Genomic DNA, 20979 nt, shown 5'->3' with positions numbered 1-20979 from the left:
GGTCAGTTGCGGGGCCAGACCCGGACCGGCAACCGAGGAAACGCCGTGCTCAGGAAGTGTTCGGTGCGGCGGTCGCGGAGGAGGCAGTCGGGCCAGGTGTCCAGCACTTCGGGCAGGGTGCGGTGGCCGAGGGCCAGCTGGAGCAGAGCGCCCGGCGGGATGGCGGCGTGGGTTCCGGGATCGGTGGTCGGGCTGACGGCGCCGCGTATGGCTGTCACTGCCGTCAGTTCACCGTCGGTGAACCTGAGCTGGGCGGCGCGGCCGTACATGTCGATGGTCAGCGCTGGCTCGGGCCATCGCAGGTCTGCTGCGCGCCAGCGAGCCCGCAGCAGCGGCTGTAGCCGGGCGATCAGGTCGACCGGGTCGCCGGTGCGGACGTACCAGCCTCGGGGCCGCCTCGGAACGCCGGGCGGGCCGAGCCGGGCCAGCGGGTGGTCCGGGTCGAGGACGGGGCGGACCGCGGCGAACGGCAGCCCCGCCGCTGCCTCGTACTGCCGGCCGACGTGGCCCAGATATGCGTGCATGGCGGCGGCCGCCCGCGACCAGTCGGCCGGTCGCCCGCAGGCCGCCGCGAACACCATCAGCTCGCCGGCGGCGGAGAGCCGGGCACCGTGCACCAGGTAGCCCGGCACGTCGGCGCCGTGCATCAGGACGGCGACCACGCGTCGGGCGAGGTCCGCCGGACGGCGCCCGGCGATCTCGTACCGCCACACCGCGGCGTTCCTCGGGCAGACCAGGGCGTTCCCGAGGGCATCCCCGTCGGCCAGCCGCCGGTCGATGCCGGCGAGGTCGTCCGCGTCGGCGACGGTGGCCGGGCGCACCGTCAGGCCGCCGGAGGAGGCGTCCGACCGGTCCTCTTCGCTGATCGGCAGCGCGGCGGCGGGCACCCCTGGAGCGCCGTCGTTGGCCAGGGCATAGTCGTAGCCGAGCCGCCGGTAGAAGTACGGGATTCCCTCGATCATCTGGACGGGCACGCCGTCGGCCGCGTACCGCTGGTGCAGCGCGGCGAACAGCCGTTCGGTGAGTCGGTTCCCGCGGTGCTCGGGTGCCGTGCCGACCAGTTCGATCTGGGCGACCGGCAGTCTGACCCCGGCCAGGCTCCAGTCCTGCCGCAGCCCGACGAGGCTGGCCACCGGGCGGCCGGTGGCCTGGTCCTCCGCGACCAGGAAGTCGTCGGGTACGACCGAGGGATGACCGCCGTCCAGCAGGTCTTCGACCCAGGCGGCGATGCCGGGGTGCGGTTGCCCGCCGGTCACCGCCTGAAGCTGGACCGCCGCGTGCAGCCGAGCGAGCTCGATCGCGTCGCGGGCTCTGCCCGGCCGGATCAGGTAGGGGCCGTCTTCCCTTGTCATGCCTTGTCTCCTAGCGGCAGCTCGGACCGTCCGGGCCAGGATTCCTCCGTGCCGGCTCAGCATCGGCGTGGTGTACGACGGCGGGCGAGCATCGCCGCGCGCGGGGGTTGGTTCATCGGTGATCGCGAGACGGGTTAGGGCGCCGCCGCCGGTGTCGCGGCATGAACCCCCGCCGCAGCCGCGCCGACGCTGGTCAGTTCCAGCGGCACTCGACGGGCCGTCGCCGGTGGGCCGCTCGGCGGGCCGCTTACCGGGAGCGGGAGCTCGGTGTAATGGCGAGTGCGGCGACGGCCGCCACGATGGCCACGATCGCGCCGGCGGTGAATCCGCGCGAGAAGCCATGGGTGCCGGTGCCGGCGATACTGGCGGCGGCGATGCTGGATACGACGGCTGCGCCGAGTGAGGCGCCGAACTCGTGGAAGGTGCTGACGATGCCGGAGACCAGGCCGGCTTCATGCGCCGCCACCTGTCCCAGTGCGGTGGCGGACGCGACCACGAACAGCGACCCGGTGCCGGCGGCGGCGACGGTCATGCCGGCCACCATGGGCGCGGCCCCGTCCCAGACCACCGGGATGGCCATGCCGGCGGCGGCGATTGCCAGTCCGGCCACGGCCAGGGTGCGGGGGCCGGTGCGACCGATGGTCCGCCCGGCCGCGTTGGCGCCGAGCATGGTGGACACCGCGACGGGCAGGAAGAGCAGGCCGGTGGTCAGCGCGCCGTAGCCGTGATGCTCCTGGAGGGCGAACGTGCCGAGGAAGAACATCATGATCATGAGTGCGGTGGCGACGAGGATCAGCAGGGTGCCGGTCGCCACGGGCCTGCGGGTCAGCAGCCGAACGTTCATCAGCGGGCTTGCGGACAGGCGTTGACGGGCCACGAAGGCGGCGTAGAGCAGCGCCGATACCAGCAGCAGCGCTGCGGTGGCCCAGGTGACCCAGCCGTGGTCTCCGGCCCTGATCAGCGCGTAGATCAGGGTCGCGGTCGCGGCGGTCACCAGGACGGCGCCGGGGACGTCGAGGGCGGCTCTGGTGGCGGGTGCCGGCTGCGCCGGCAACTGGGAGCGGAGCGTCAGTAGCAGGACGATGCCGACCGGGACGTTGATGTAGAAGACCCATGCCCAGCCCGGTCCGGCGGTGAGCAGTCCGCCGAGCAGGACGCCGAGTGCGGCACCGCTGCCACCCAGGGCGGACCAGATGCCGAGCGCTCGGTTGCGTTCGTCGGCGTCGAAGATGGTGACGATCAGCGACAGGGCGGCCGGTGAAAGCATGGCGGCGGCCATGCCCTGGGCTACCCGGCCGGTGAGGAGCATCGGTCCGGTGGTGGCCAGTCCGGCGGTCAGCGATGCCGCCGCGAAGAGCAGCAGACCGGCCAGGACCAGGCGGCGGGCGCCGAACACGTCGGCGGCGCGTCCGCCGAGCAGCAGCAGTCCGCCGAAGGCGAGGGTGTAGCCGCTGACCACCCAGGTGAGGGTTTCTCGCGGCAGGTCGAGGTCTGCGCCCAGGTGTGGCAGGGCGATCGCCACGACGGTGACGTCGAGGATGAGCATGAGTTGCGCGACGCCGACCAACCCGAGGATTCGCCACCGTCGCGGATCGGGGGTCGAACTGGGTGTCGAGGTAGGTGCGGTCATGGACTCGGACACGATGATCGCCTCCGCAGCTAAGTCGTACAGGGCATGTTCAACTTGCGTCGGCTACTGTAACCCGTACACATGCTGTTTGACTTAGGGGAGTTATGCCTCACTCCGCAGCTAGGTCGGCCCGCCGGGCAGACGCGCGGCAGAACGCTGAGAAGATCGTGCGGGCGGCCGTCACCTGCCTCGGGCGGAACGCCGGGGCGAGCATGAACGACATCGCGCAGGAGGCGGGGGTCGGCAGGGTGACCCTGTACGCGCACTTCCCTTCCCGGGAGGCCCTGGTTGAGGCGGCGCTGGTCCGGCTCCTGGCCGACGGAGACGAGGTGCTGGAGGCCGTCGACCGCACCGGCGATCCCCGTGACGGGCTGAGGGCGCTGATGGAGTCGGGCTGGCTGTTGATCGCCCAGGCCGCCTCGGTCCTGGAGGCGGCGCAGACGGCCCTGCCTGCCGGGCGTGTGCAGAAGCTGCACGCGAAACCGGAGCAGCGGGTCCATGACCTGATCCGCCGCGGCCAGGCCGAAGGCGTCTTCCGGTCCGACATCGCCGCCGACCTGCTGGCCAGCGTCCTGCACCACATCCTGCACGGCGCGGCAGGTGACGTCGCGGCCGGCCGGCTCGATTCGACCGACGCGCCACGCTTTGTCGCCGAGATGGCCCTGGCCGTCTGCGCGGTCCGGAGGCCGGTGGCCCGACCCTGACCCCACCCGTACGGTTGGTTGCATCGTCGAACCATCTGGTTGTACGGTCAAACAATGCCGAGTGGGGAGGTCGACGCCGCGCAAGAGGCCCTGATGCGGTTCGTCCGCAACTTCGGCCTCCATCAGCCCGACCGCACTCCATGCGGGCAGCCGCTGCCAGTCTCGGAGGCACACGCCATGGTGGAGATCGCCCGGGAGGGGCGGATCCGTCAGGTGGAGCTGGCCCGCCGGTTGCGGCTGGAGAAGAGCACCGTCAGCCGCCTGGTCGCCAACCTGGTCAGCCGTGGTTGGGTGCACCGGCAGGCGGCCGACGGCGATGGCCGCGGCGTCCTGCTGGTGCTCACCGATGCCGGTGCCACCGCTGCGGCTCGGCAGGCGGACGCGCGCCGGGACCGGCTCACCGCCCTGCTCGATCGCGTACCCGATGACCAACGCGCCGCCGTGGTGCGTGCGCTGCAGACCCTCGCGGAGGCCACCGTTGAACGGTCCTGACCACCCCCGGGCCTGGCGGGCCCTGCTCCTGGTGGCTGCCGCCGCGTTGGGCAGCGGCTGCGCCGACGACTCATCGACAGCGACGCCGACACCGGCGACCTCCAGCCGGCAGGCCGAGGTTGCCGATCGTGGCGCATCGGTCATGCCATTCGACCTGGACCGCACCACCCACCGGTTCAGCAAGACCGACACCGGCGGCGTGCAGACCGTCGTCGCCGACGACCCGCAGGACACCACCCAGATCGCCCTCATCCGGCAACATCTGACCTCGGAAGTGGACCGCTTCCGCCGCGGCGACTTCACCGACCCCGCCCGCATCCACGGCACCCAGATGCCCGGCCTGGCGGCGCTCCGGGCACACGGCGGGCGGATCACCATCGACTACCAGACCACCAACGACGGGGGACGCGTCACCTACACCACCAGCGACACCGCGCTTCGCGGCGCCCTGCACCACTGGTTCGACGCCCAGGTCAGCGACCACGGCCAACACGCCACCCGCTAAGCACTGATCCGAGGCAGGCCGGACCGACCTCGTTGACGTGGCGTGAGTACAGGCTTGTTCGGGACGCGACCCGATCGGGGCGCTCGTTGAACGACGGGCAGGGGCCGTCCGTCCACCTGGCCGACCGGGTGGCGATCGGGGCACCTCTGCGCTGCGGCGAAGGTTGCCCGGGCTTCTACCGGAGTGGGCCGGGGACGGCCGCCCGGAAGCGGCCGTCCCCGGGAGTATCGCGGATGCGAGGGGGTTGCTCCGGGTTCAGCGGTTCGCCACCCCGCCGCCGGTGGCTGGCTCGACCCGCTCGAACCGTACCCGGCTCAGCCAGCCCGGGAGGTCACTGAGCACGTACAGCTCGCCGTGCACGTCGGCGTCGATGGCGGTCGGCTGGATGGGGAAGTTGCCGATGATGGCGGACTCGTAGCCACCCGTGGTTTTGGGGCGTACCGCGAACGCGAGGGTCGAGCAGTAGTCGCTCGCGATGTAGGTCCCCCAGGCCTCCGGGGTGGCGGACCCTCGGTACACCACGCCGCCGGTCACCGAGCAGCTCTCCGTCATGAAATGTTCGTACTCGAAGACCGGGTCGGTGTACCGCACGTCCGACCGGCATTGCTCCGGGTCGAACACCGGGGTGCCCTCCTTGCAGGACCAGCCGAGGTTCGCCCCACCCTGCCATGGGCGGATGTGGTTGATCTCCTCGACCAGGCCCTGGCCGACGTCGCCGATCCAGAGCGAGCCGTCGACCGGGTCGACGGAGAACCGCCACGGGTTGCGCAGCCCGTAGAGCCAGATCTCTGGCCGCGCGCCGCGGGTGCGGACGAACGGGTTGTCGGAGGGCACGCAGTAGGGCTTCGCCCCACAGGCGCGGTTGACGTCGATCCGCACGATCTTGCCGAGCAGGGTGCCGAGGTCCTGACCGGCCTTGAACGGGTCGTTCGCGTGGCCGCCGTCGCCGAGGGACCAGTAGAGATAGCCGTCGCGGCCGAACGCTACCTGCCCACCGTTGTGGTTGCCGTACTCGGCGTGCTCCTGGGTGAGCAGCACCTGCAACCGCCCGGGAGCGCCGATGGGCACCCGGGCCAGGGTCAGCGCGCCGGCCGGCAGGCTCGTGTAGGCCACGTAGAGGATCCCGGTCCGCGCGAAGTTCGGCGCAGGCGTGATGCCGAGGAGGCCGCGCTCGTTGTCCGACGTGTCGATCCGGGCGGTCAGGTCGAGCACCGGCTCGGCCGCCAGGCCGGTGTCGGGGTGGTAGGCGCGGACCGTGCCGTTCTTCTCCGCGATCAGCATCCGGCCGTCCGGGAGCCCGGTGAGCGCGATCGGACGCTGCAGACCGGAGGCCACCTGTTCGGATACCACGGTCAGCTCAGTGAGCGGCACCGCCCTGGTGGGGGATCTGCCGGCCGCGGCGGTGCCGGCCACCGACGCCGGTGGCAGCAGGAACGTAGACAGGGCCAGAACGAGCAGCCCGGCTAGCGCGGTGGCCGGGCGACAACGTCGTCGCGACATGTTTCAGCTCCTCGAGCAAGTGGGGGTGGAGGGCACAACCTGGGAGCGTTCCCACAGTACATTGAGTGCCGCCAATATCCAACTCTCCGTCTTGCTCGGCCACGCCCCGGCCGACACCGACGCCAGCTGACTCCCTCAACTGAGCAAGGGAAACGTAGATCAACTGCGTCTGCTCGTCCATCCATTGTGGACTGTCGGCGCGTCGGCACCTCGCCGTGACCCGGCACTGCCGCCGCACCTGTGGGTGCCGAGCCTGTCGGCGGTGTGGGCCGCCCGCGTTACCGCAGCGGAGCCAGGCGGGTCGGGCTCAGTTCGCCGGTGACCAGGCCGGTGCCGGGGTGGTAGCGGACGGGGAGCGGGTCGGAGAGTTCGCCGACGAATTCGCCGTCGACGTGGTCCAGGAACCCGATCATGGACCATCCGGCGGCGGTGGGGACGAGGCGGGGCGCGTACAGGTGCGGGTGCGGAAACGGCCGTGCCGAGGCGATGTCCCAGGGGCCGTTCACGGTGGGACCGGTGGCGGTCCAGATCCGGTGCTCGGCCCGCTCCTCGGTCGCCGCGACGTTGGTGCAGAACAACAGGAGGGGCTGGCCGTCGACGACCGCGACCTGGGGGACTTCGAGGTGCCCGAACCCGGCGGGGGCGGACAACGGCGGTCGGACCGTCCAGTCGAGCAGGTCGTCGGAGGTCGCGTGCCCGATTACTCCGCGCTCGTTCGCCGCACCGTGGTTGGCCCGGGCGGTGACGAGCATGTGCCAGCCGGCGCCAGTCGGGTCGGGGAAGACCCAGGGATCGCGCCAGGCCTGTTCGTACCACAGGTCCGGGCTGAGGAGTTCGTACCAGGTGGGGTCGGCCTCCACCAGCGGGCCGGTGCCGTACCGGTGCCAGCTGACCAGGTCCTCGGAGACGGCCAGGCCGACGCGTTGGACCAGCCCGTTCTCGGCGCGGCCGACCCCGGTGTAGAACATGTACCACCGGCCGTCCGGGCCGCGTACCGTGCTGCCGGTCCAGGTGGCCAGGTCGTCCCAGCCCGGTGAGTCGGCCGGCGCCAGTGCGTCGGCGACCAGCTTCCACGAACGTAGGTCGGTGGAGACGGCGTGCCCGATGGCGGCGCGCAGGTGGCGGCGGTGCGGGTTGAGCAGGGCGCGGGAGGCGCGCAGAAAGAACGCGTGCCACAGCCCGTCGTCGTCCCGCGCGTACCAGCTGTCCCACACCCAGTGGTCCGGCAGACGTAGCATGGCGAGGAAGCTACCAGATAAATCGGTTTAGCAGGACCCGCCGCGGTCGCCCGCCGGACGGCGGCCGGGGCCCTCCGGCGTACGTCCCGCGGTCTGAACCGGCGACCTACCGCCCTGAGCGGCGCCGGTTACGACGCGGGTGCGGCGATGGATCTGCGCCGGCGCAACGCCATCGGCACCAGGGACGGTCCACTGCTACGGCCGTCGAGCAGGATCTCCACCGCGTGCCGGCCCATCTGTTCGTGCGGCAGTGCGGCGGTGGACAGGCCGGGGCGCAGCCAGGCGGCGATGGGATCGTCGTCGAAGGAGACCACGGAGATGTCGGTGGGTACGGCCAGCCCGGCCTCGCCGAGTGCCTGGTAGGCGCCGAAGGCCAACCGGTCGTTCATGCAGATGACCGCGGTCGGGCGATCCGGCCGGCCCAGCAGGCGGCGCATGGCCGCGTAGCCGTGTTCGGGCAGCCAGTCGGCGCAGAACGTCTCGGCCAGCAGGGTGGTGCCGGCGTCCGACAGGGTCTCCCGGATCCCGCGCAGCCGCGCCTGCGCGGCGAGGGAGACCTCCGGGTCGCGTTCCTTGAGCCGGTTGCGGCCGATCAGCGCGATCCGCTCGCGGTGGCCGCGCTGGAGCAGGGCGGTGGCGACGGTCCGGCCGGCCCGTTCGTCGTCGGGCAGCACGCAGGGCAGGTTCTCCGAGCTGGTGGCGTTGAGCAGCACCACCGGACCGTTCAGGATGGCGGGCGGCACGGTCAGCCGCCGGGTCGCCATCGCCGCGTAGACGACGCCGTCGACCTGGCGGTCGAGCATCGCCTCGATGGCGTACCGCTCGAACGTCGCGTCGCCCTGCGTCTCGGTGATGAGCAGTACGTGGTCACGCTCGCGGGCCGCGTCCAGCGCGCCCCGGATGAGGCCGCCGGCGAAGCGGGTGGTGGCGACGATGTCGGAGACGAACGCGATGGTGGCGGTCTTGCGGGTACGCAGGCTGCGCGCGGCGACGTTGGGTCGGTAACCGAGCTCCTCGGCGGCCGCGAAGACGCGCTGGTGCGCCTCGGCCGAGAGCCGGGTGCCCTCGCGCCCGTTGAGCACCATCGACGCGGCGGTCTTGGACAGCCCGGCGCGGCGCGCGACGTCGGCCAGAGTTGCTCTGTCGCGCCCCATGAGTCCTCCAATCGCCGGCGGGTGGTCCGACACCGCCCCGCCAATCATGCTGGGTCGCCGGACGCTGTCCAGAACCGGTGCCGCCCGGTTCCGGTCCGGCCCCGGCCCTGACGGGGCCCGGCCCGGTCTTGGCGGGGCGCCGCCCGGCCTTGGCGGGGACCCGGCCCGGTCTAGGGCTCGGGCTCGGGTTCGGCCCGGGGCTTCCGGCCGACGGGTGTGGCCCGGGTGGGCCCCGGTGCACCCCGCTGGGGTGAACCGGCCGTTTCCGAGCCGTTGCCAAGCCCGTCCTTGACAGCTCAGTGCGCCGCGCGCATGCTCTGCTAAATCAGTTTAGCGGGACGTTTTTGTTTCCACCGGGCGCGTCCACGCCCGGCCGGGAAGAGGCCATGGTCGGTTACCGCGCGCCCGGGTCGGCAACCGGCCCGCGACGCGATCCAGGCGACGCCGGTGGCTGTCGCGGTGGATCCGTCCGGGCCGGGTACGGCGACCGTCGACCGGTGAGGTGTGCGGAGGAGTCAAGGAGCCGTAGGAGTGTACGGATTGTCGAAGAGATACCCACGGCGCAGGCTGATGGCCTGCGCCTCGCTGCTGTCCGCCATCGCCGTCACCGCCGCCTGTAGCGCGCCGGGTGCCGACCCGGCATCGCAGGGCGGCACCGCCGCGCCGGTCAGCACCGCCCTGGGCACCGAGCAGATCACCCTGGAGATGTACGCGGAGACCGGCTTCCCGCTGGCGAAGGCACTCGCCGACGAGTTCACCAAGCAGCACCCGAACGTGAGGTTCAACGTCCGGGAGGACCAGTTCACGGTGATCGTGGAGAACGCTCCGCGGGTGCTCGCCTCGGACAACGCGCCGGACATCATCCGGCTGCCCACCATGGTCGACCTGGTCAAGGACGGGCTGCTGAAGAACCTCGACCCGTACTTCACCGCCTACGGCTGGGACACGTTCCCGGCCTCCCAGCTCGTGCAGCTGCGGGTCGCCGAAGGAGGCGGGCCGCGCGGCACCGGCTCGCTGTTCGGGATGGGACTCGGCTACAGCGTCACCGGGGTCTTCTACAACAAGACGCTGGCCGAGCGGGTCGGGATGACCGAGCCGCCGAAGACCGTCGCCGAGTTCGAGGGGTTGCTGGCCAGGGCCAAGACCGCCGGCGTGCAGCCGATCATGCAGTTCAACAAGAACACCGCCGGAATCAACTTCCCGCACCAGGCCCTGCAGAACCAGTACGGCGACCCGGCCCAGATCGCCGACTGGATCTTCCAGAAGCCCGGCGCCACCTTCGACACGCCGGCGGCGCTGAAGGCCACCCAGGTGATCCAGCGGTGGGCGCAGGCCGGGTACTTCCCGAAGGACGCGAACGCCCTGGACTACACCGCGATGATGGGCGAGTTCCAGAAGGGCAACGGCCTGTTCATGTTCAACGGCGACTGGGAGTCGGGCAACCTCGACAAGACGATGAGCGGCAAGGTCGGCTTCTTCCTCTTTCCCACCGAGTCCGGCGGCGGCAACCACGTGGCGATGTCCGCGCCCAACACCTTCGGGGTCGGCGCGAAGGCCAAGCACCCGGACGCCGCCGCGTTCTTCCTGAACTGGGCGCACACCAACCCCAGGGCCCGGGAGATCTCGGTCACCGTCGGCGGCTCCCACCCCGGCGGCCCGTCCGATCTGGCCCTGCCGGCCGCCCCGCCGGGGGGCGTCCTGGCGCAGACCCTGGCCGCCTCCCAGCAGCTCGGCGCGGAGAACGGGGCGGTGGACTTCACCGCGAACGCCACCGGCGGCATCTTCGCGGCGGCGATCACCCCGGAGATGCAGAAGCTGGTCGCCGGCCAGCAGACTCCCGAGGGGTACGTGAAGGCGGTCCAGGCGGAGTACGAGAAGGAACTGTCCCGATGACGTCTGCCCTCGGCAGCGCTCCGAGCGGGCAGCCGGGGACCCGCCCGCCGGACCGCCCGTCCCCCGTACGGCCCCACCGACGCCGGTGGGGCCGTACGGCCCGGTGGAGCGGCTGGCTGTACGTGCTGCCGGCGCTGCTCATGTACGCCGTCTTCGTGCTCCGCCCGCTCGCGCTGACCGTGCAGTACTCGCTCTACCACTGGAACGGCATCGGCGTGGCCCGGTGGGCGGGGCTGGACAACTACCTCACGGTCTTCACCGACAGCGACCTGTTGAAGATCATCTCAAACGCGTTCGTCCTGATCGTCTTCTTCAGTTTCATCCCGGTCGGGCTGGGTCTGCTGGTGGCCAGTCTCGTCCGCCGGATCACCTCGGGACCGTTCGGGAACACCGTACGCACCATCCTGTTCCTGCCGCAGGTGATCCCGCTGGTGGCGGCCGGCATCGCGTGGAGTTGGCTGCTCTCCTCCAACGGGCTGGTCAACCAGGCGCTCCGGGCGGTCGGCCTGGGCGGGCTGGCCCGTGCCTGGCTCGGGGACTTCGACACGGCGCTGCCCTCGGTCGGGGTGATCGGCGCCTGGGTCATGCTCGGCCTCTGCACGATCCTGCTGGTCACCGGCATGAGCAAGATCGACCCCGCGCTCTACGAGGCGGCCCGGATCGACGGCGCCGGACCGGTACGCGAGTTCTTCGCCGTCACCCTGCCCGGCCTGCGCCAGGAGATCGGGGTGTGCCTCACCGTGACCGTGATCGCGGCCCTGGCCAGCTTCGACATCGTCTACATCTCCACCAGCGGCGGCCCCGGCCTACAGACCACCGTGCCGGGCCTGGAGATCTACCGGCTCGCCTTCTCGCAGCGCCAGGTGGGGCTCGCCTCGGCGCTGGCCGTCGTGCTCATGCTGCTGGTGCTGGCCTGCGTACTGCCGATCCAGCGGCTGACCAGGGAGGAGAAGGGATGAACCTGAGCCGACGCGAATGGCTGACCGGCCGCGTCTTCCTCGTCGCGCTGGTCCTGGTCACCCTGCTGCCCTTCGTGAGCATGCTGTCGGCGGCGTTGCAGCCTCGGGGCACGGTGCCCAGCGGGCTGGCCTGGCCGTCCGATCCGCAGTGGGGGAACTTCGTCGACGCCTTCACCGTGGCGAACATGGCCGCCCTGCTCCGGTCCAGCCTGCTGATCGTGGTCGGCGTGGTACCGGTCTCCGTGGTCATCGCCACCATGGCCGGCTTCGGGCTCGGCCATCTGCGGGTACCGGGCGGAAAGTGGGCGTTCGGCCTGCTACTGCTCGGCCTGACCCTGCCCTTCGAGGCGGTGGTCACCCCGATCTACTACCAGATGCGCGACCTCGGGCTGCTCAACACCCGCTGGGCCATCGTGCTGCCGCTGATCGGGCTCTACATGCCGTTCGCGGTCTTCTGGATGCGGGCGCACTTCGCCAACGTGCCGACCGAGCTCTCCGAGGCGGCCCGGATGGACGGCAGCTCCACCTGGCAGCTGTTCTGGCGCATCCAGGTGCCACTGGCGCGGCCGGCGATCGCCTCGTTGACGATCCTGCTGTTCCTCTGGACCTGGAACCAGTTCCTGCTCGCCATCGTGCTCGTCGACGACGCCACCAAACGCACCATGGCCGGCGCCCTCGGTGCCTTCCAGGGGCAGTGGGGCACCGACCTGGTGCTGCTCTGTGCCGGGTCGCTGCTCATCCTCACCCCGACCCTCGTGGTGTTCCTGATCTTCCAGCGCCAGTTCATCAAGGCGCTGCTCCAGGGGTCCGTCAAGGGCTGAGCCGCCGCGCACACCTGCGGCGGCACCGTGACCGGGTGAGGCGACCGCCCGGTCGGCGCGGACGATCCGTGCCGGCCGGCCGGGCGGACCGGTCAGGCCTTCGGCAGGTGGCGGTGGTGGTCGGCCGTCGGCCGCCCGGGTATTCGTCGGTCCGCGGTCGACGACCGGAGCGGTACGACGTATTCATCGGATCAATCTGGCTGGGTCGATGACCGGTACCGCGAAATCCACGCGTCAGGCAGGGGGAAGGTCGTGGCTTCCCATTGACATTCATCAGATCATCGTCCTACGTTAACAACGACGTGCATCGATGATCGGCGCATCTCGCACGGTCGCCAGATTCACCCCGCGATCGGAGAACGCACGATGTCAGAACTGACCCGAAGAAGACTGCTCGCGGCCGGCGCGGCCGGGGTCGGAGCCACGTTGCTCCCGGCGGGGTGGACGGCGACCGCCCGAGCCGGGTCCACGGCACCGCCCGAGGTGCTGGCCGCCGACGACCTGGCCCTCTGGTACGACGAGCCGGCCGGCACGGACTGGCTGCGCGCGCTGCCGGTCGGCAACGGCCGGCTCGGTGCCATGGTGTTCGGCAACGTCGACACGGAACGGCTGCAACTCAACGAGGACACCATCTGGGCCGGCGGCCCGTACGACTCCGCCAACACCCGGGGCGCGGGGGCACTTGCCGAGATCCGGCGGCTCGTCTTCGCCGACCAGTGGAGCCAGGCGCAGACCCTGGTCGACCAGGCGATGCTCGGCAGGCCGGCCGGGCAACTGGCGTACCAGCCGGTCGGCAACCTGCGGCTCGCCTTCGCCTCGGGTACGGCCTCGCAGTACCTCCGGCGGCTCGACCTCACCACCGCCGTCACCTCGGTGACGTACGTGTCGAACGGCGTGCGCCACCAGCGCGAGGTGTTCGCGAGCGCGCCCGACCAGGTCATCGTGGTCCGGCTGACCGCCGACCGGGCGAACTCGATCACGTTCAGCGCCACCTTCGACAGTCCGCAACGGACGACGGCTTCCAGCCCGGACTCCTCGACGATCGCGCTGGACGGCATCTCCGGCAACATGGAGGGCATCAACGGGTCGGTCAGGTTCCTGGCCATGGCCAGTGCGGTCGCCACCGGCGGCACGGTCGGCAGCTCCGGCGGCACGCTGCGGGTCTCCGGCGCGACCAGTGTCACGCTGCTGGTCTCGATCGGCTCCAGCTACGTCAACTTCCGGACCGTCAGCGGCGACTACCAGGGCATCGCGCGGACCCGGCTGAACGCCGCCCGGAACGTCGGCTACGACCAGCTGCGCAGCCGGCACGTGACCGACTACCAGGCGCTGTTCCACCGCGTGTCGATCGACCTGGGACGCACCTCCGCGGCCGACCAGCCGACCGACGTGCGGATCGCCCAGCACGGCAGCGTCGACGATCCGCAGCTCTCCGCGTTGCTCTTCCAGTTCGGCCGCTACCTGCTGATCTCCTCGTCGCGTCCCGGCAGCCAGCCGGCCAACCTCCAGGGCATCTGGAACGACCAGCTGGCCCCACCCTGGGACTCGAAGTACACCATCAACGCGAACCTGCCGATGAACTACTGGCCGGCCGACACCACCAACCTCGCCGAGTGCTTCCTGCCGGTCTTCGACATGGTCAGGGACCTGGCCGTCACCGGCGCCCGTACGGCCCAGGCACAGTACGGTGCCGGCGGGTGGGTCGCGCACCACAACACCGACGCGTGGCGGGGCTCCTCGGTCGTCGACGGCGCCTTCTGGGGTATGTGGCAGACCGGCGGCGCCTGGCTCGCCACCCTCGTCTGGGACCACTACCTGTTCACCGGCGACCTCGAGTTCCTCCGCGCCAACTACCCGGCGATGAAGGGCGCCGCGCAGTTCTTCCTGGAGACCCTGGTCAGCCATCCGTCGCTCGGATACCTCGTCACCAACCCGTCGAACTCCCCGGAACTGGCCCACCACTCCGGCGCCAGCGTCTGCGCCGGCCCGACCATGGACAACCAGATCCTGCGCGACCTCTTCGACGGCGTCGCCCGGGCCAGCGAGGTGCTCGGCCTGGACGCCGCGTTCCGCGGCCAGGTCCGGACGGCCCGGGACCGGCTGCCGCCGATGCGGGTCGGCTCGCGCGGCAACATCCAGGAGTGGCTCGCCGACTGGGTGGAGACCGAGCGGAACCACCGGCACGTCTCGCACCTTTACGGCCTGCACCCGAGCAACCAGATCACCCGGCGTGGTACCCCGCAGCTGTACGAGGCGGCCCGCCGCACGCTGGAGCTGCGCGGTGACGACGGAACGGGCTGGTCGCTCGCCTGGAAAATCAACTTCTGGGCCAGGCTGGAGGACGGCGCCCGCGCGCACAAGCTCATCCGCGACCTGATCCGGACCGACCGGCTCGCGCCGAACATGTTCGACCTGCACCCGCCGTTCCAGATCGACGGGAACTTCGGCGCCACCTCCGGAATCGCGGAGATGCTGCTGCACAGCCACAACGGCGAACTCCACCTGCTGCCCGCGCTGCCGAGCGCCTGGCCGGCCGGGCAGGTGGCGGGACTGCGCGGCCGGGGCGGCTACACCGTCGGCCTGCGGTGGAGCGGCGGTCAGGCCGACGAGTTCCTGGTCCGGGCCGACCGCGACGGCACCGTCCGGCTGCGCGCCCGGCTGTTCACCGGGGGCTTCGCGCTGGTCGACAGCACAGACGGCAGTACGCCGGCCACCACCCGGCCCGAGACCGACGTCGTCCAGTTCGCCGTCCGGGCCGGGCACATCTACCGGGCGGCCCGCCCCGGCGCGACCGCGTCGCCGACCGCGACGGCGTCGGTGACCCCGACCGCCTCCGTCTCCCCGACGGTCGGTCCGACCACCTCACCACCGACGTCCGGGGTGCGGGCGGCCTACGCGGTGACGGGTTCGTGGTCGGGGGGCTTCCAGGCCGAGGTGACGGTGACTGCCGGGTCGTCGCCGATCCGCGGCTGGACCGTCTCCTGGACGTTCCCGAACGGGCAGGTCGTCAACCAGATGTGGAGCGGCTCCTACACGCAGAGCGGCGCGAGCGTGACGGTGACGAACGCCTCCTACAACGGTTCGCTCGCCGCTGGCGCCTCCACCACCTTCGGTTTCATCGCCAACCTGAGCGGTGCCAACAACCCGCCGTCCCAGCTCACCTGCACGACGACCTGACCGGACCCGGGTGTGCGTCCGGGCTCCGGCCCGCCCGGACGCGCCCCAGGGATGGCTCGGCCACCGGTGCCGCTTCAGCCGGCCGGGAACTCCGGGACCGGGTCGGCGTCGTCGGGCAGCCCGTGCAGCGAGTCCTCGACCCCGACCAGGTGGTTGGCCATCCGGATTCTGGCCCGTTCGGGATCGCGTGCGGCGAGCGCGGTCCAGATCGCCACGTGCTCCTCGTGGGTACGCCGGTCCGCACCCTCCTCGTGCAGGCTGCGCCAGAGCCGCCCCCGGACGGTACGCCCGGCGAACGACTCGATCAGGCCGGCGAGTACCGGATTGTCGCTGTGCGCCGCGACGATGCGGTGGAAGGCGATGTCGATCTCGATGATCCGCTCGTGGTCCTGTGGCGCCTGGCCGACGGAGCGGGCCGCCTCGTCGAGCAGCTCCTTGGCCTGGGCCAGTGCCTCGTCGGTGATCCTGGTGGCGGCCAGCCGGGCCGCCTCGCATTCGAGCAGGCGCCGGACGGTGTGGATGTGCCGTGCGTCGCCCTGGCCCTGGAGGTCGACGACGAAACCCATCGGCGCCAGCAGCCGGCTGGTGTCGAGGTTCGTGACGTACGTCCCGTCGCCCTGTCGGGTGTTGAGGATGCCGAGGATCGACAGCGCCGACACCCCCTCGCGCAGGGAGCCGCGCGAGACACCCAGCGACTCGGCGAGGTCCTTCTCGACGGGGAGCCGGTCGCCGGGCCGGAGCACCCCCTGCAGGATCATCCGCTTGATGCCGTTCACCACGTCGTCGGCGCGGGACATGACGGGCGGGTTCCTCAGCGTCCGGCGAGGGCGGCCGATCCGTCCCGCACGGAGTAAGCGCCGGTCGCGCCGATCGCCCGCGCGGAAGCCGTCTCGGCCCGGTAGCTGCCGGCGGGGAACCGGGGCCGTTCCACGGACTCAGGGCGCATCTGCGTAGCGTAGCCCGGCGCTGCGGGCGGCACGTGGGCGCTGCTCGGCTCCTCGATATCCACAGCCGTGCGGAGCGGGCCGGCGCCCGGACCCACTCGGCGGCCTGCCCGACGTCGCGGACCTGGTTCGCGGGCACGAGCCGGTGCGGGGTCCCGCACCGGCTCGCCCGTTCGAGGCTTGTCCGGGACCGAGGGCTACCCCCGGGTCCAGCGTTGGTTGGCGCTGGTGTGGCAGGTCCAGACGATCACGGCGGTGCCGTTCGCCGTGCCGCTGTCGTTGACGTCCAGACAGAGCGAGGGGAACCGTACGTTGCCGATGGTGCCGTTGGCGTTGAAGGTCCACTGCTGGTTGGTGCCGCCGTTGCAGTCCCAGATCTGCGCCCGGGTGCCGTTGGTGGCGTTCGTCGGGATCTCCAGGCACTTGCCGAGCACCTGGAGGGACTGGCCGGACTGGGTGAACTGCTGGTTGGGGTCGGTGTGGCAGTCCCAGATCAGCATGCCGGTGCCGTTGGCGGTGTTGTTGTTGTCGAGGTCGAGGCAGCGGCCGCTGGATTCGCTGCGCAGCCGGAAGGTGGTGGTGGGTGGCGGCGTGCTGGTGCCGCCGCCGCTGACCCGGTAGACGACGGTGCCGTGTGCGGGCACCGAGGCGCTGATCGAGCCGGTGCTCGTGGAGGTGGCGTTGGTCCAGGCGTCGCGCAGGGTGAAGGAGGTGCCGGACTTGCCGATCGCCGCCGCCGTGGTGCTGACCGTGGTCGTCGAGGAGCCCTGGTTGAACAGGGCCACCGCGACGTCCCCGTCGGCGAGCCGCTTGGCCAGTACCCGCCGGGTGCCGTCGTTGGACACCTGGGTCGCCTGCAGGCCCAGCGAGTCCTGGTTGATGGCGATCAGGTTCTGGTTCTTCAGGATGGTCTGGGTGGCCGCGTCCATGTTGCGGATGTCGTTGCCGGCGATCAGCGGCGATGCCATGACCGCCCAGAGGGCGAAGTGGCTGCGCATCTCGGTGTCGGTCATGCCGCCCCGGCCGACCTCCATCATGTCCGGGTCGTTGAAGGAGCCGGGGCTGGCGTAGTGGGCCAGCGGCACGTTGACGTTGACGATGTTCTGGATGCCCATCGGGTAGCCGTTGGTCTGGCCGGTGTTCCAGGCGTTGGTGATGTCCTCGGTGGTACGCCAGATGTTGGCCACGTCGCCCCAGTTGCGCATCGGGCCGGTCTTCTCGTGGATGCTGTTCGAGTTGATGCTGTAGAGGATGGGCCGGCCGGTGGCGGCCAGTGCGTCCCGCATCAGGGCGAACCGTGACACCTGTTCGTTGATGGTGCCGGTGGGCGAGCACCAGTCGTACTTGAGGTAGTCGACGCCCCAGGCCGCGAACTGCCGGGCGTCCTGCGCCTCGTGGCCCTGCGCGCCGGTGGCACCGGGGTAGGAGCCGAAGTACTGCGCACAGGTGCGGTCCAGCGGGGCCTGGTAGATGCCGAAGAGCAGGCCACGGGAGTGCAGGTAGTCGCCGAGCGCCTTCATGCCGCTGGGGAAGCGGCTCGGGTTGGCCTGGAGGTTGCCCTGGGCGTCCCGGGTCGAGTTCATCCAGCAGTCGTCGACGACGACGTACTTGTAGCCCAGGTCCCGCATGCCGGAGTTGACGATGGCGTCGGCCATCTGCCGGATCAGTGTCTCGTTGATGTTGCAGCCGAAGGTGTTCCAGCTGTTCCAGCCCATCGGCGGGGTACGGCCCACTCCGTTGTTCAACGCCTGCGCCGGTCGGGGCGAGGAGACCGCGTCGACCACGGTCACTCCGGCCGCGACCAGCGCCACGCTCAGCGCGGCCAGCCATCTGGTACGGGTACGCATTGCCTCTCCAATCATTGCGGGTCGTCGGGTCGACGAGAAAACGGGTCCCTCAGTTGCGGACCAGCCGCCAGCGGTTGTCTGCGCTGCCGTTGTCCGGGTCCTGCACAACCTGTGCGCCCCGGGCGGTGGAGCCGTCGAGGATGCCGAGCAGCTTGCCGGTGTGCACGTTGCGGATCTTGTATGTCCCGTCACCCTGGTCCAGCAGCGTCCACAGGTGGTCGGCGGTGCCGTTGTCGGACCACTGGAGCACCCGGGCGTTGTCGGCGGTGGACATGTTCTCCACGCCGAGCACCTTGCCGCTGTGTACGTTGCGCAGCTTGACCGCACTGCCCTCGGTGACCACGACCCAGTTGTGGTCGGCGGTGCCGCTGTCGTCCCACTGCACGGCGAGTCCGCCGTCGGCGGTGGACATGTCCCGGATGCCGAGGACGAGGTTGGTGGCGGCGTTGCGTAGCCGGTAGCTGACGGCGCCCGGGTCGCCGCCGCCGTTGGTGCTCCAGTAGACGGTGTAGTTGTGCCCGTGCGCGTCGTAGAAGGGGCCCAGGTTGACCGTGCTGCCGTTCGCGGTGGCGGTGAAGGCCAGCGAGTTGCTGCCGGTGCGGTTGACCGACGAGACGGTGAGTGCCGGCAGGGCGTTCAGGGCGGTGTTGCCGTAGTTCCCGGAGAGTACGACCGGGCCGTAGCTGACCGCGGCGACGTTCGGGTTGTCGTTGGCGGGCTGCGTGACGACCCGCATCGGCAGCCGGACGGTGACGGTGTCCCCGGCGGACCAGGTGCGGGTGATCGTGGCGTAGCTGCCGGGGGTGGTGGCGACGTCCTGCGCGGTGCCGTTGACGCTGATCGTCGCGCCGCTGGTCCAGGCGGGGATGCGCACCCGGATGCTCCACGAGCCGCTCATGCTGCCGGAGAGGGTGAGCGTGCTGGTGTCGCCGACCGGGAAGTTGGTGGTCTGGGTGACGGTGATGCCGCGCTGGCTCCAGGTGAGCACCGACGGCAGGAACAGGTTCACCGTGAGGGTGCTGCCGTTGTGGAAGTAGACGGAGTCCATCAGCGCGGTGTTGACCTCGATGCCGGTGCCCTGGCAGCACCAGAACGAGTTGTAGTCGGTGCTCCAGGTGCCGCCGCCCCACGCCGGACCCACGCCGCGCCGGCCGCCCGGGTTCAGCGGGGTGAAGTACGTGATGTGGCCGTGGCTGTCGGCCGGGTTCTGCGCTCCGATGATGTGGTTGAGCAGGGCGCGCTCGTAGAAGTCGAAGTACGCCGCCCGGTTCGGGTCCAGCAGCCACAGCTCGCGGGTCAGCTTGAGCATGTTGTAGGTGTTGCAGTGCTCGCAGGTGTCCTGCCGGAGGTAGCCGGCGATGGCGTTCGGCGGGCGGAAGTGCTCGGCCTGGCTGTTGCCGCCGATCGCGTAGGTGTGCGCGCCGACCGTGATGTTCCAGGCGTTGCTGGCGATGTCCCGGTACCGGGTGGTGCCGGTCGCCTTGTACTCCCGGGCGGCGCCGATCCACTTCGGCACCTGGGTGTTGGCGTGCAATCCGTTGAGCTGGTCGGAGCCCGCCGCCAGCGGGTTGAACACGGCGGCGTGGTCGAAGCGTTGTGCCGTGGCCAGCCAGCGGGCGTCGCCGGTCTGCTGGTAGATGTCGGCGAGCACCGCGTTCATGCCGCCGAACTCGGTGCCGAGCATGTTCTGCATCTGGCTCGCGGTCAGCCGGCCGGTACGCCAGTCGACCCAGCCGGCCAGCGCCAGCAGTACGTCCCGGGCCTGGTTGTTGCCGATCTGGCGCCAGACGTCGAGCAGTCCGGCCATGGTTTTGTGGATGACGTAGTACGGCACGTTGCCGTTGCTCAGCGTGCGCGCCTCCAGGGCGGTGAAGTCGGACTCGGGGAAGCCGCAGAGGTAGCCGGGGTTGAATCCGGCGGCGGAGTTGTTCGCCTGGCATCTGGCGAGTTCCGCCACCATCCGGTTGGCCTTGTCCCGGCAGGTGGTGTCGCCGAGCACCGCCCAGGCCTGTGCCCAGGCGGTCAGGAAGTGCCCCTGCATGTGGGTGCGGAACGGGAATGACGGCGCGTCCCACCCGCCGTTCGAGGCGGCGCCGTTGGTACCGAGCCGGTGGTTGGCCCGGAAGTTGTAGAGCAGCCGCTCGACGTCGACGAACCGCAGGTAGTTCAGCGTCCGGTTCTGGTTGTCCAGCCACCGGCTGCTGGTCAGCCGTACCTGGCCCAGCTCGAACGGGTAGGCGGAGACGCCGATGTCCGGGCGGGCCGGTGGAACGGCGGCCGCCGCGGCTACCTCGGCGATTCCGGGGCCGACGGCGGTGGCGACGGTGGCGGCACCGGCGGCCTGCAACAGCCGGCGCCGGCTCACGGGTGGGAACGACACGGTGGTTCTCCATCTCACGGGAAGTGGTGGGCCGGGTGGAGAGGTGGCCCCTGGACGGTCGAGGCGGGCCGCGGACCGGACTGGCGGCAGCCGGACTGGCGACAGCGGTGGAGACTGTCCTCGTGCCCGAGCCTGTCGCGGCAGGCGGCGGCTCTCGGGCGGAGCGGGGATTCGTGGCGCTCCCGGGTTGCGCCGCGCGCAGCGTGTCCGGCGGCCGGCGAGCCGGCCGTGGCTCCTGGACCGCTCGTGCGAGGTCGTCGCCTCTGGCGTGGACGGGCGGAGGACAGCGATGTCATGGCGAGCTATCGATGTGAGCGGTAACATACACCGGGGTCAACGTTGCGGCAAGCCTTGAGGCTGTATCGATTTTGCCTTGGCGTTCA

16 protein-coding genes are annotated in these 20979 nt (G+C 70.8%); 7 read left to right on the top strand and 9 right to left on the bottom strand.

Features of this window, described 5'->3' with window-relative positions; translation table 11 throughout:
• Positions 1-2 precede the first annotated feature (2 nt).
• Together V1634_RS22085 and V1634_RS22080 are read right to left on the bottom strand one after the other, a co-directional pair.
• Positions 3-1352: a GNAT family N-acetyltransferase gene (locus V1634_RS22085; protein ID WP_331209782.1), complete on the bottom strand. Its 1350-nt coding sequence runs from the start codon at positions 1350-1352 to the stop codon at positions 3-5.
• A 247-nt stretch (positions 1353-1599) separates the two neighbouring features.
• Positions 1600-2982 (bottom strand): MFS transporter, encoded by a 1383-nt coding sequence (locus V1634_RS22080; protein ID WP_331209781.1) that lies wholly within the window; start codon positions 2980-2982, stop codon positions 1600-1602.
• Positions 2983-3194: 212 nt separating this feature from the next.
• On the opposite strand from V1634_RS22080, the gene V1634_RS22075 reads away from it, so the two are divergent.
• The 3 genes from V1634_RS22075 to V1634_RS22065 are packed head-to-tail and all read left to right on the top strand — an operon-like array spanning position 3195 to position 4683.
• Complete coding sequence (locus tag V1634_RS22075) at positions 3195-3686, top strand: TetR/AcrR family transcriptional regulator (protein WP_331209780.1); 492 nt, start codon at positions 3195-3197, stop codon at positions 3684-3686.
• A 54-nt stretch (positions 3687-3740) separates the two neighbouring features.
• Positions 3741-4178: a MarR family winged helix-turn-helix transcriptional regulator gene (locus tag V1634_RS22070; RefSeq protein WP_331209779.1), complete on the top strand. Its 438-nt coding sequence runs from the start codon at positions 3741-3743 to the stop codon at positions 4176-4178.
• The gene (locus V1634_RS22065) at positions 4165-4683 is read left to right on the top strand and encodes a hypothetical protein (RefSeq protein ID WP_331209778.1); all 519 of its coding nucleotides are present in this window, start codon (positions 4165-4167) and stop codon (positions 4681-4683) included. The genes V1634_RS22070 and V1634_RS22065 overlap by 14 nt, the downstream gene beginning before the upstream one ends.
• A 255-nt stretch (positions 4684-4938) precedes the next feature.
• Here the strand turns inward: V1634_RS22065 and V1634_RS22060 are convergent, their stop codons facing one another.
• The 3 genes from V1634_RS22060 to V1634_RS22050 all read right to left on the bottom strand — a co-directional run bounded on the left by V1634_RS22060 (position 4939) and on the right by V1634_RS22050 (position 8575).
• The gene (locus V1634_RS22060; protein WP_331209777.1) at positions 4939-6183 is read right to left on the bottom strand and encodes a PQQ-dependent sugar dehydrogenase; all 1245 of its coding nucleotides are present in this window, start codon (positions 6181-6183) and stop codon (positions 4939-4941) included.
• A 278-nt stretch (positions 6184-6461) separates the two neighbouring features.
• Entirely contained in the window at positions 6462-7421 is a 960-nt protein-coding gene (locus V1634_RS22055; RefSeq protein WP_331209776.1) for a glycoside hydrolase family protein, read from the bottom strand.
• 128 nt (positions 7422-7549) lie between these two features.
• The gene (locus V1634_RS22050) at positions 7550-8575 is read right to left on the bottom strand and encodes a LacI family DNA-binding transcriptional regulator (protein ID WP_331209775.1); all 1026 of its coding nucleotides are present in this window, start codon (positions 8573-8575) and stop codon (positions 7550-7552) included.
• 540 nt (positions 8576-9115) lie between these two features.
• Here V1634_RS22050 and V1634_RS22045 point away from each other — a divergent pair.
• From V1634_RS22045 to V1634_RS22030, 4 genes are all read left to right on the top strand, one after another.
• Positions 9116-10468, top strand: a complete 1353-nt coding sequence (locus tag V1634_RS22045; protein WP_331209774.1) for an ABC transporter substrate-binding protein — start codon at positions 9116-9118, stop codon at positions 10466-10468.
• Positions 10465-11427, top strand: coding sequence for a carbohydrate ABC transporter permease (locus V1634_RS22040; RefSeq protein WP_331209773.1), 963 nt, complete (start codon positions 10465-10467; stop codon positions 11425-11427). The genes V1634_RS22045 and V1634_RS22040 overlap by 4 nt, the downstream gene beginning before the upstream one ends.
• Positions 11424-12248 carry a carbohydrate ABC transporter permease gene (locus V1634_RS22035; protein WP_331209772.1) on the top strand — a complete coding sequence of 275 codons (825 nt, stop codon included), beginning with the start codon at positions 11424-11426 and terminating at the stop codon, positions 12246-12248. The genes V1634_RS22040 and V1634_RS22035 overlap by 4 nt, the downstream gene beginning before the upstream one ends.
• 366 nt (positions 12249-12614) lie before the next feature.
• On the top strand, positions 12615-15425 hold the full coding sequence (locus V1634_RS22030; protein WP_331209771.1) for a glycosyl hydrolase family 95 catalytic domain-containing protein: 2811 nt from the start codon (positions 12615-12617) through the stop codon (positions 15423-15425).
• A 74-nt stretch (positions 15426-15499) separates the two neighbouring features.
• Here the strand turns inward: V1634_RS22030 and V1634_RS22025 are convergent, their stop codons facing one another.
• The 4 genes from V1634_RS22025 to V1634_RS22010 all read right to left on the bottom strand — a co-directional run bounded on the left by V1634_RS22025 (position 15500) and on the right by V1634_RS22010 (position 20596).
• Positions 15500-16222 carry a FadR/GntR family transcriptional regulator gene (locus V1634_RS22025; protein ID WP_331209770.1) on the bottom strand — a complete coding sequence of 241 codons (723 nt, stop codon included), beginning with the start codon at positions 16220-16222 and terminating at the stop codon, positions 15500-15502.
• A gap of 14 nt (positions 16223-16236) precedes the next feature.
• Complete coding sequence (locus tag V1634_RS22020; RefSeq protein WP_331209769.1) at positions 16237-16371, bottom strand: hypothetical protein; 135 nt, start codon at positions 16369-16371, stop codon at positions 16237-16239.
• Positions 16372-16566: 195 nt separating this feature from the next.
• The gene (locus V1634_RS22015) at positions 16567-18216 is read right to left on the bottom strand and encodes a glycoside hydrolase family 27 protein (protein ID WP_331209768.1); all 1650 of its coding nucleotides are present in this window, start codon (positions 18214-18216) and stop codon (positions 16567-16569) included.
• Positions 18217-18265: 49 nt separating this feature from the next.
• On the bottom strand, positions 18266-20596 hold the full coding sequence (locus V1634_RS22010) for a beta-L-arabinofuranosidase domain-containing protein (RefSeq protein ID WP_331209767.1): 2331 nt from the start codon (positions 20594-20596) through the stop codon (positions 18266-18268).
• Positions 20597-20979 lie beyond the last annotated feature (383 nt).

It is taken from the genome of Plantactinospora veratri, from assembly GCF_036421995.1.
In the GTDB taxonomy this organism is placed as follows: Bacteria; Actinomycetota; Actinomycetes; order Mycobacteriales; family Micromonosporaceae; genus Plantactinospora; species Plantactinospora veratri.
Note: the sequence above shows the minus strand (reverse complement) of the source record. Positions and strands in the feature narration are given on the sequence as shown.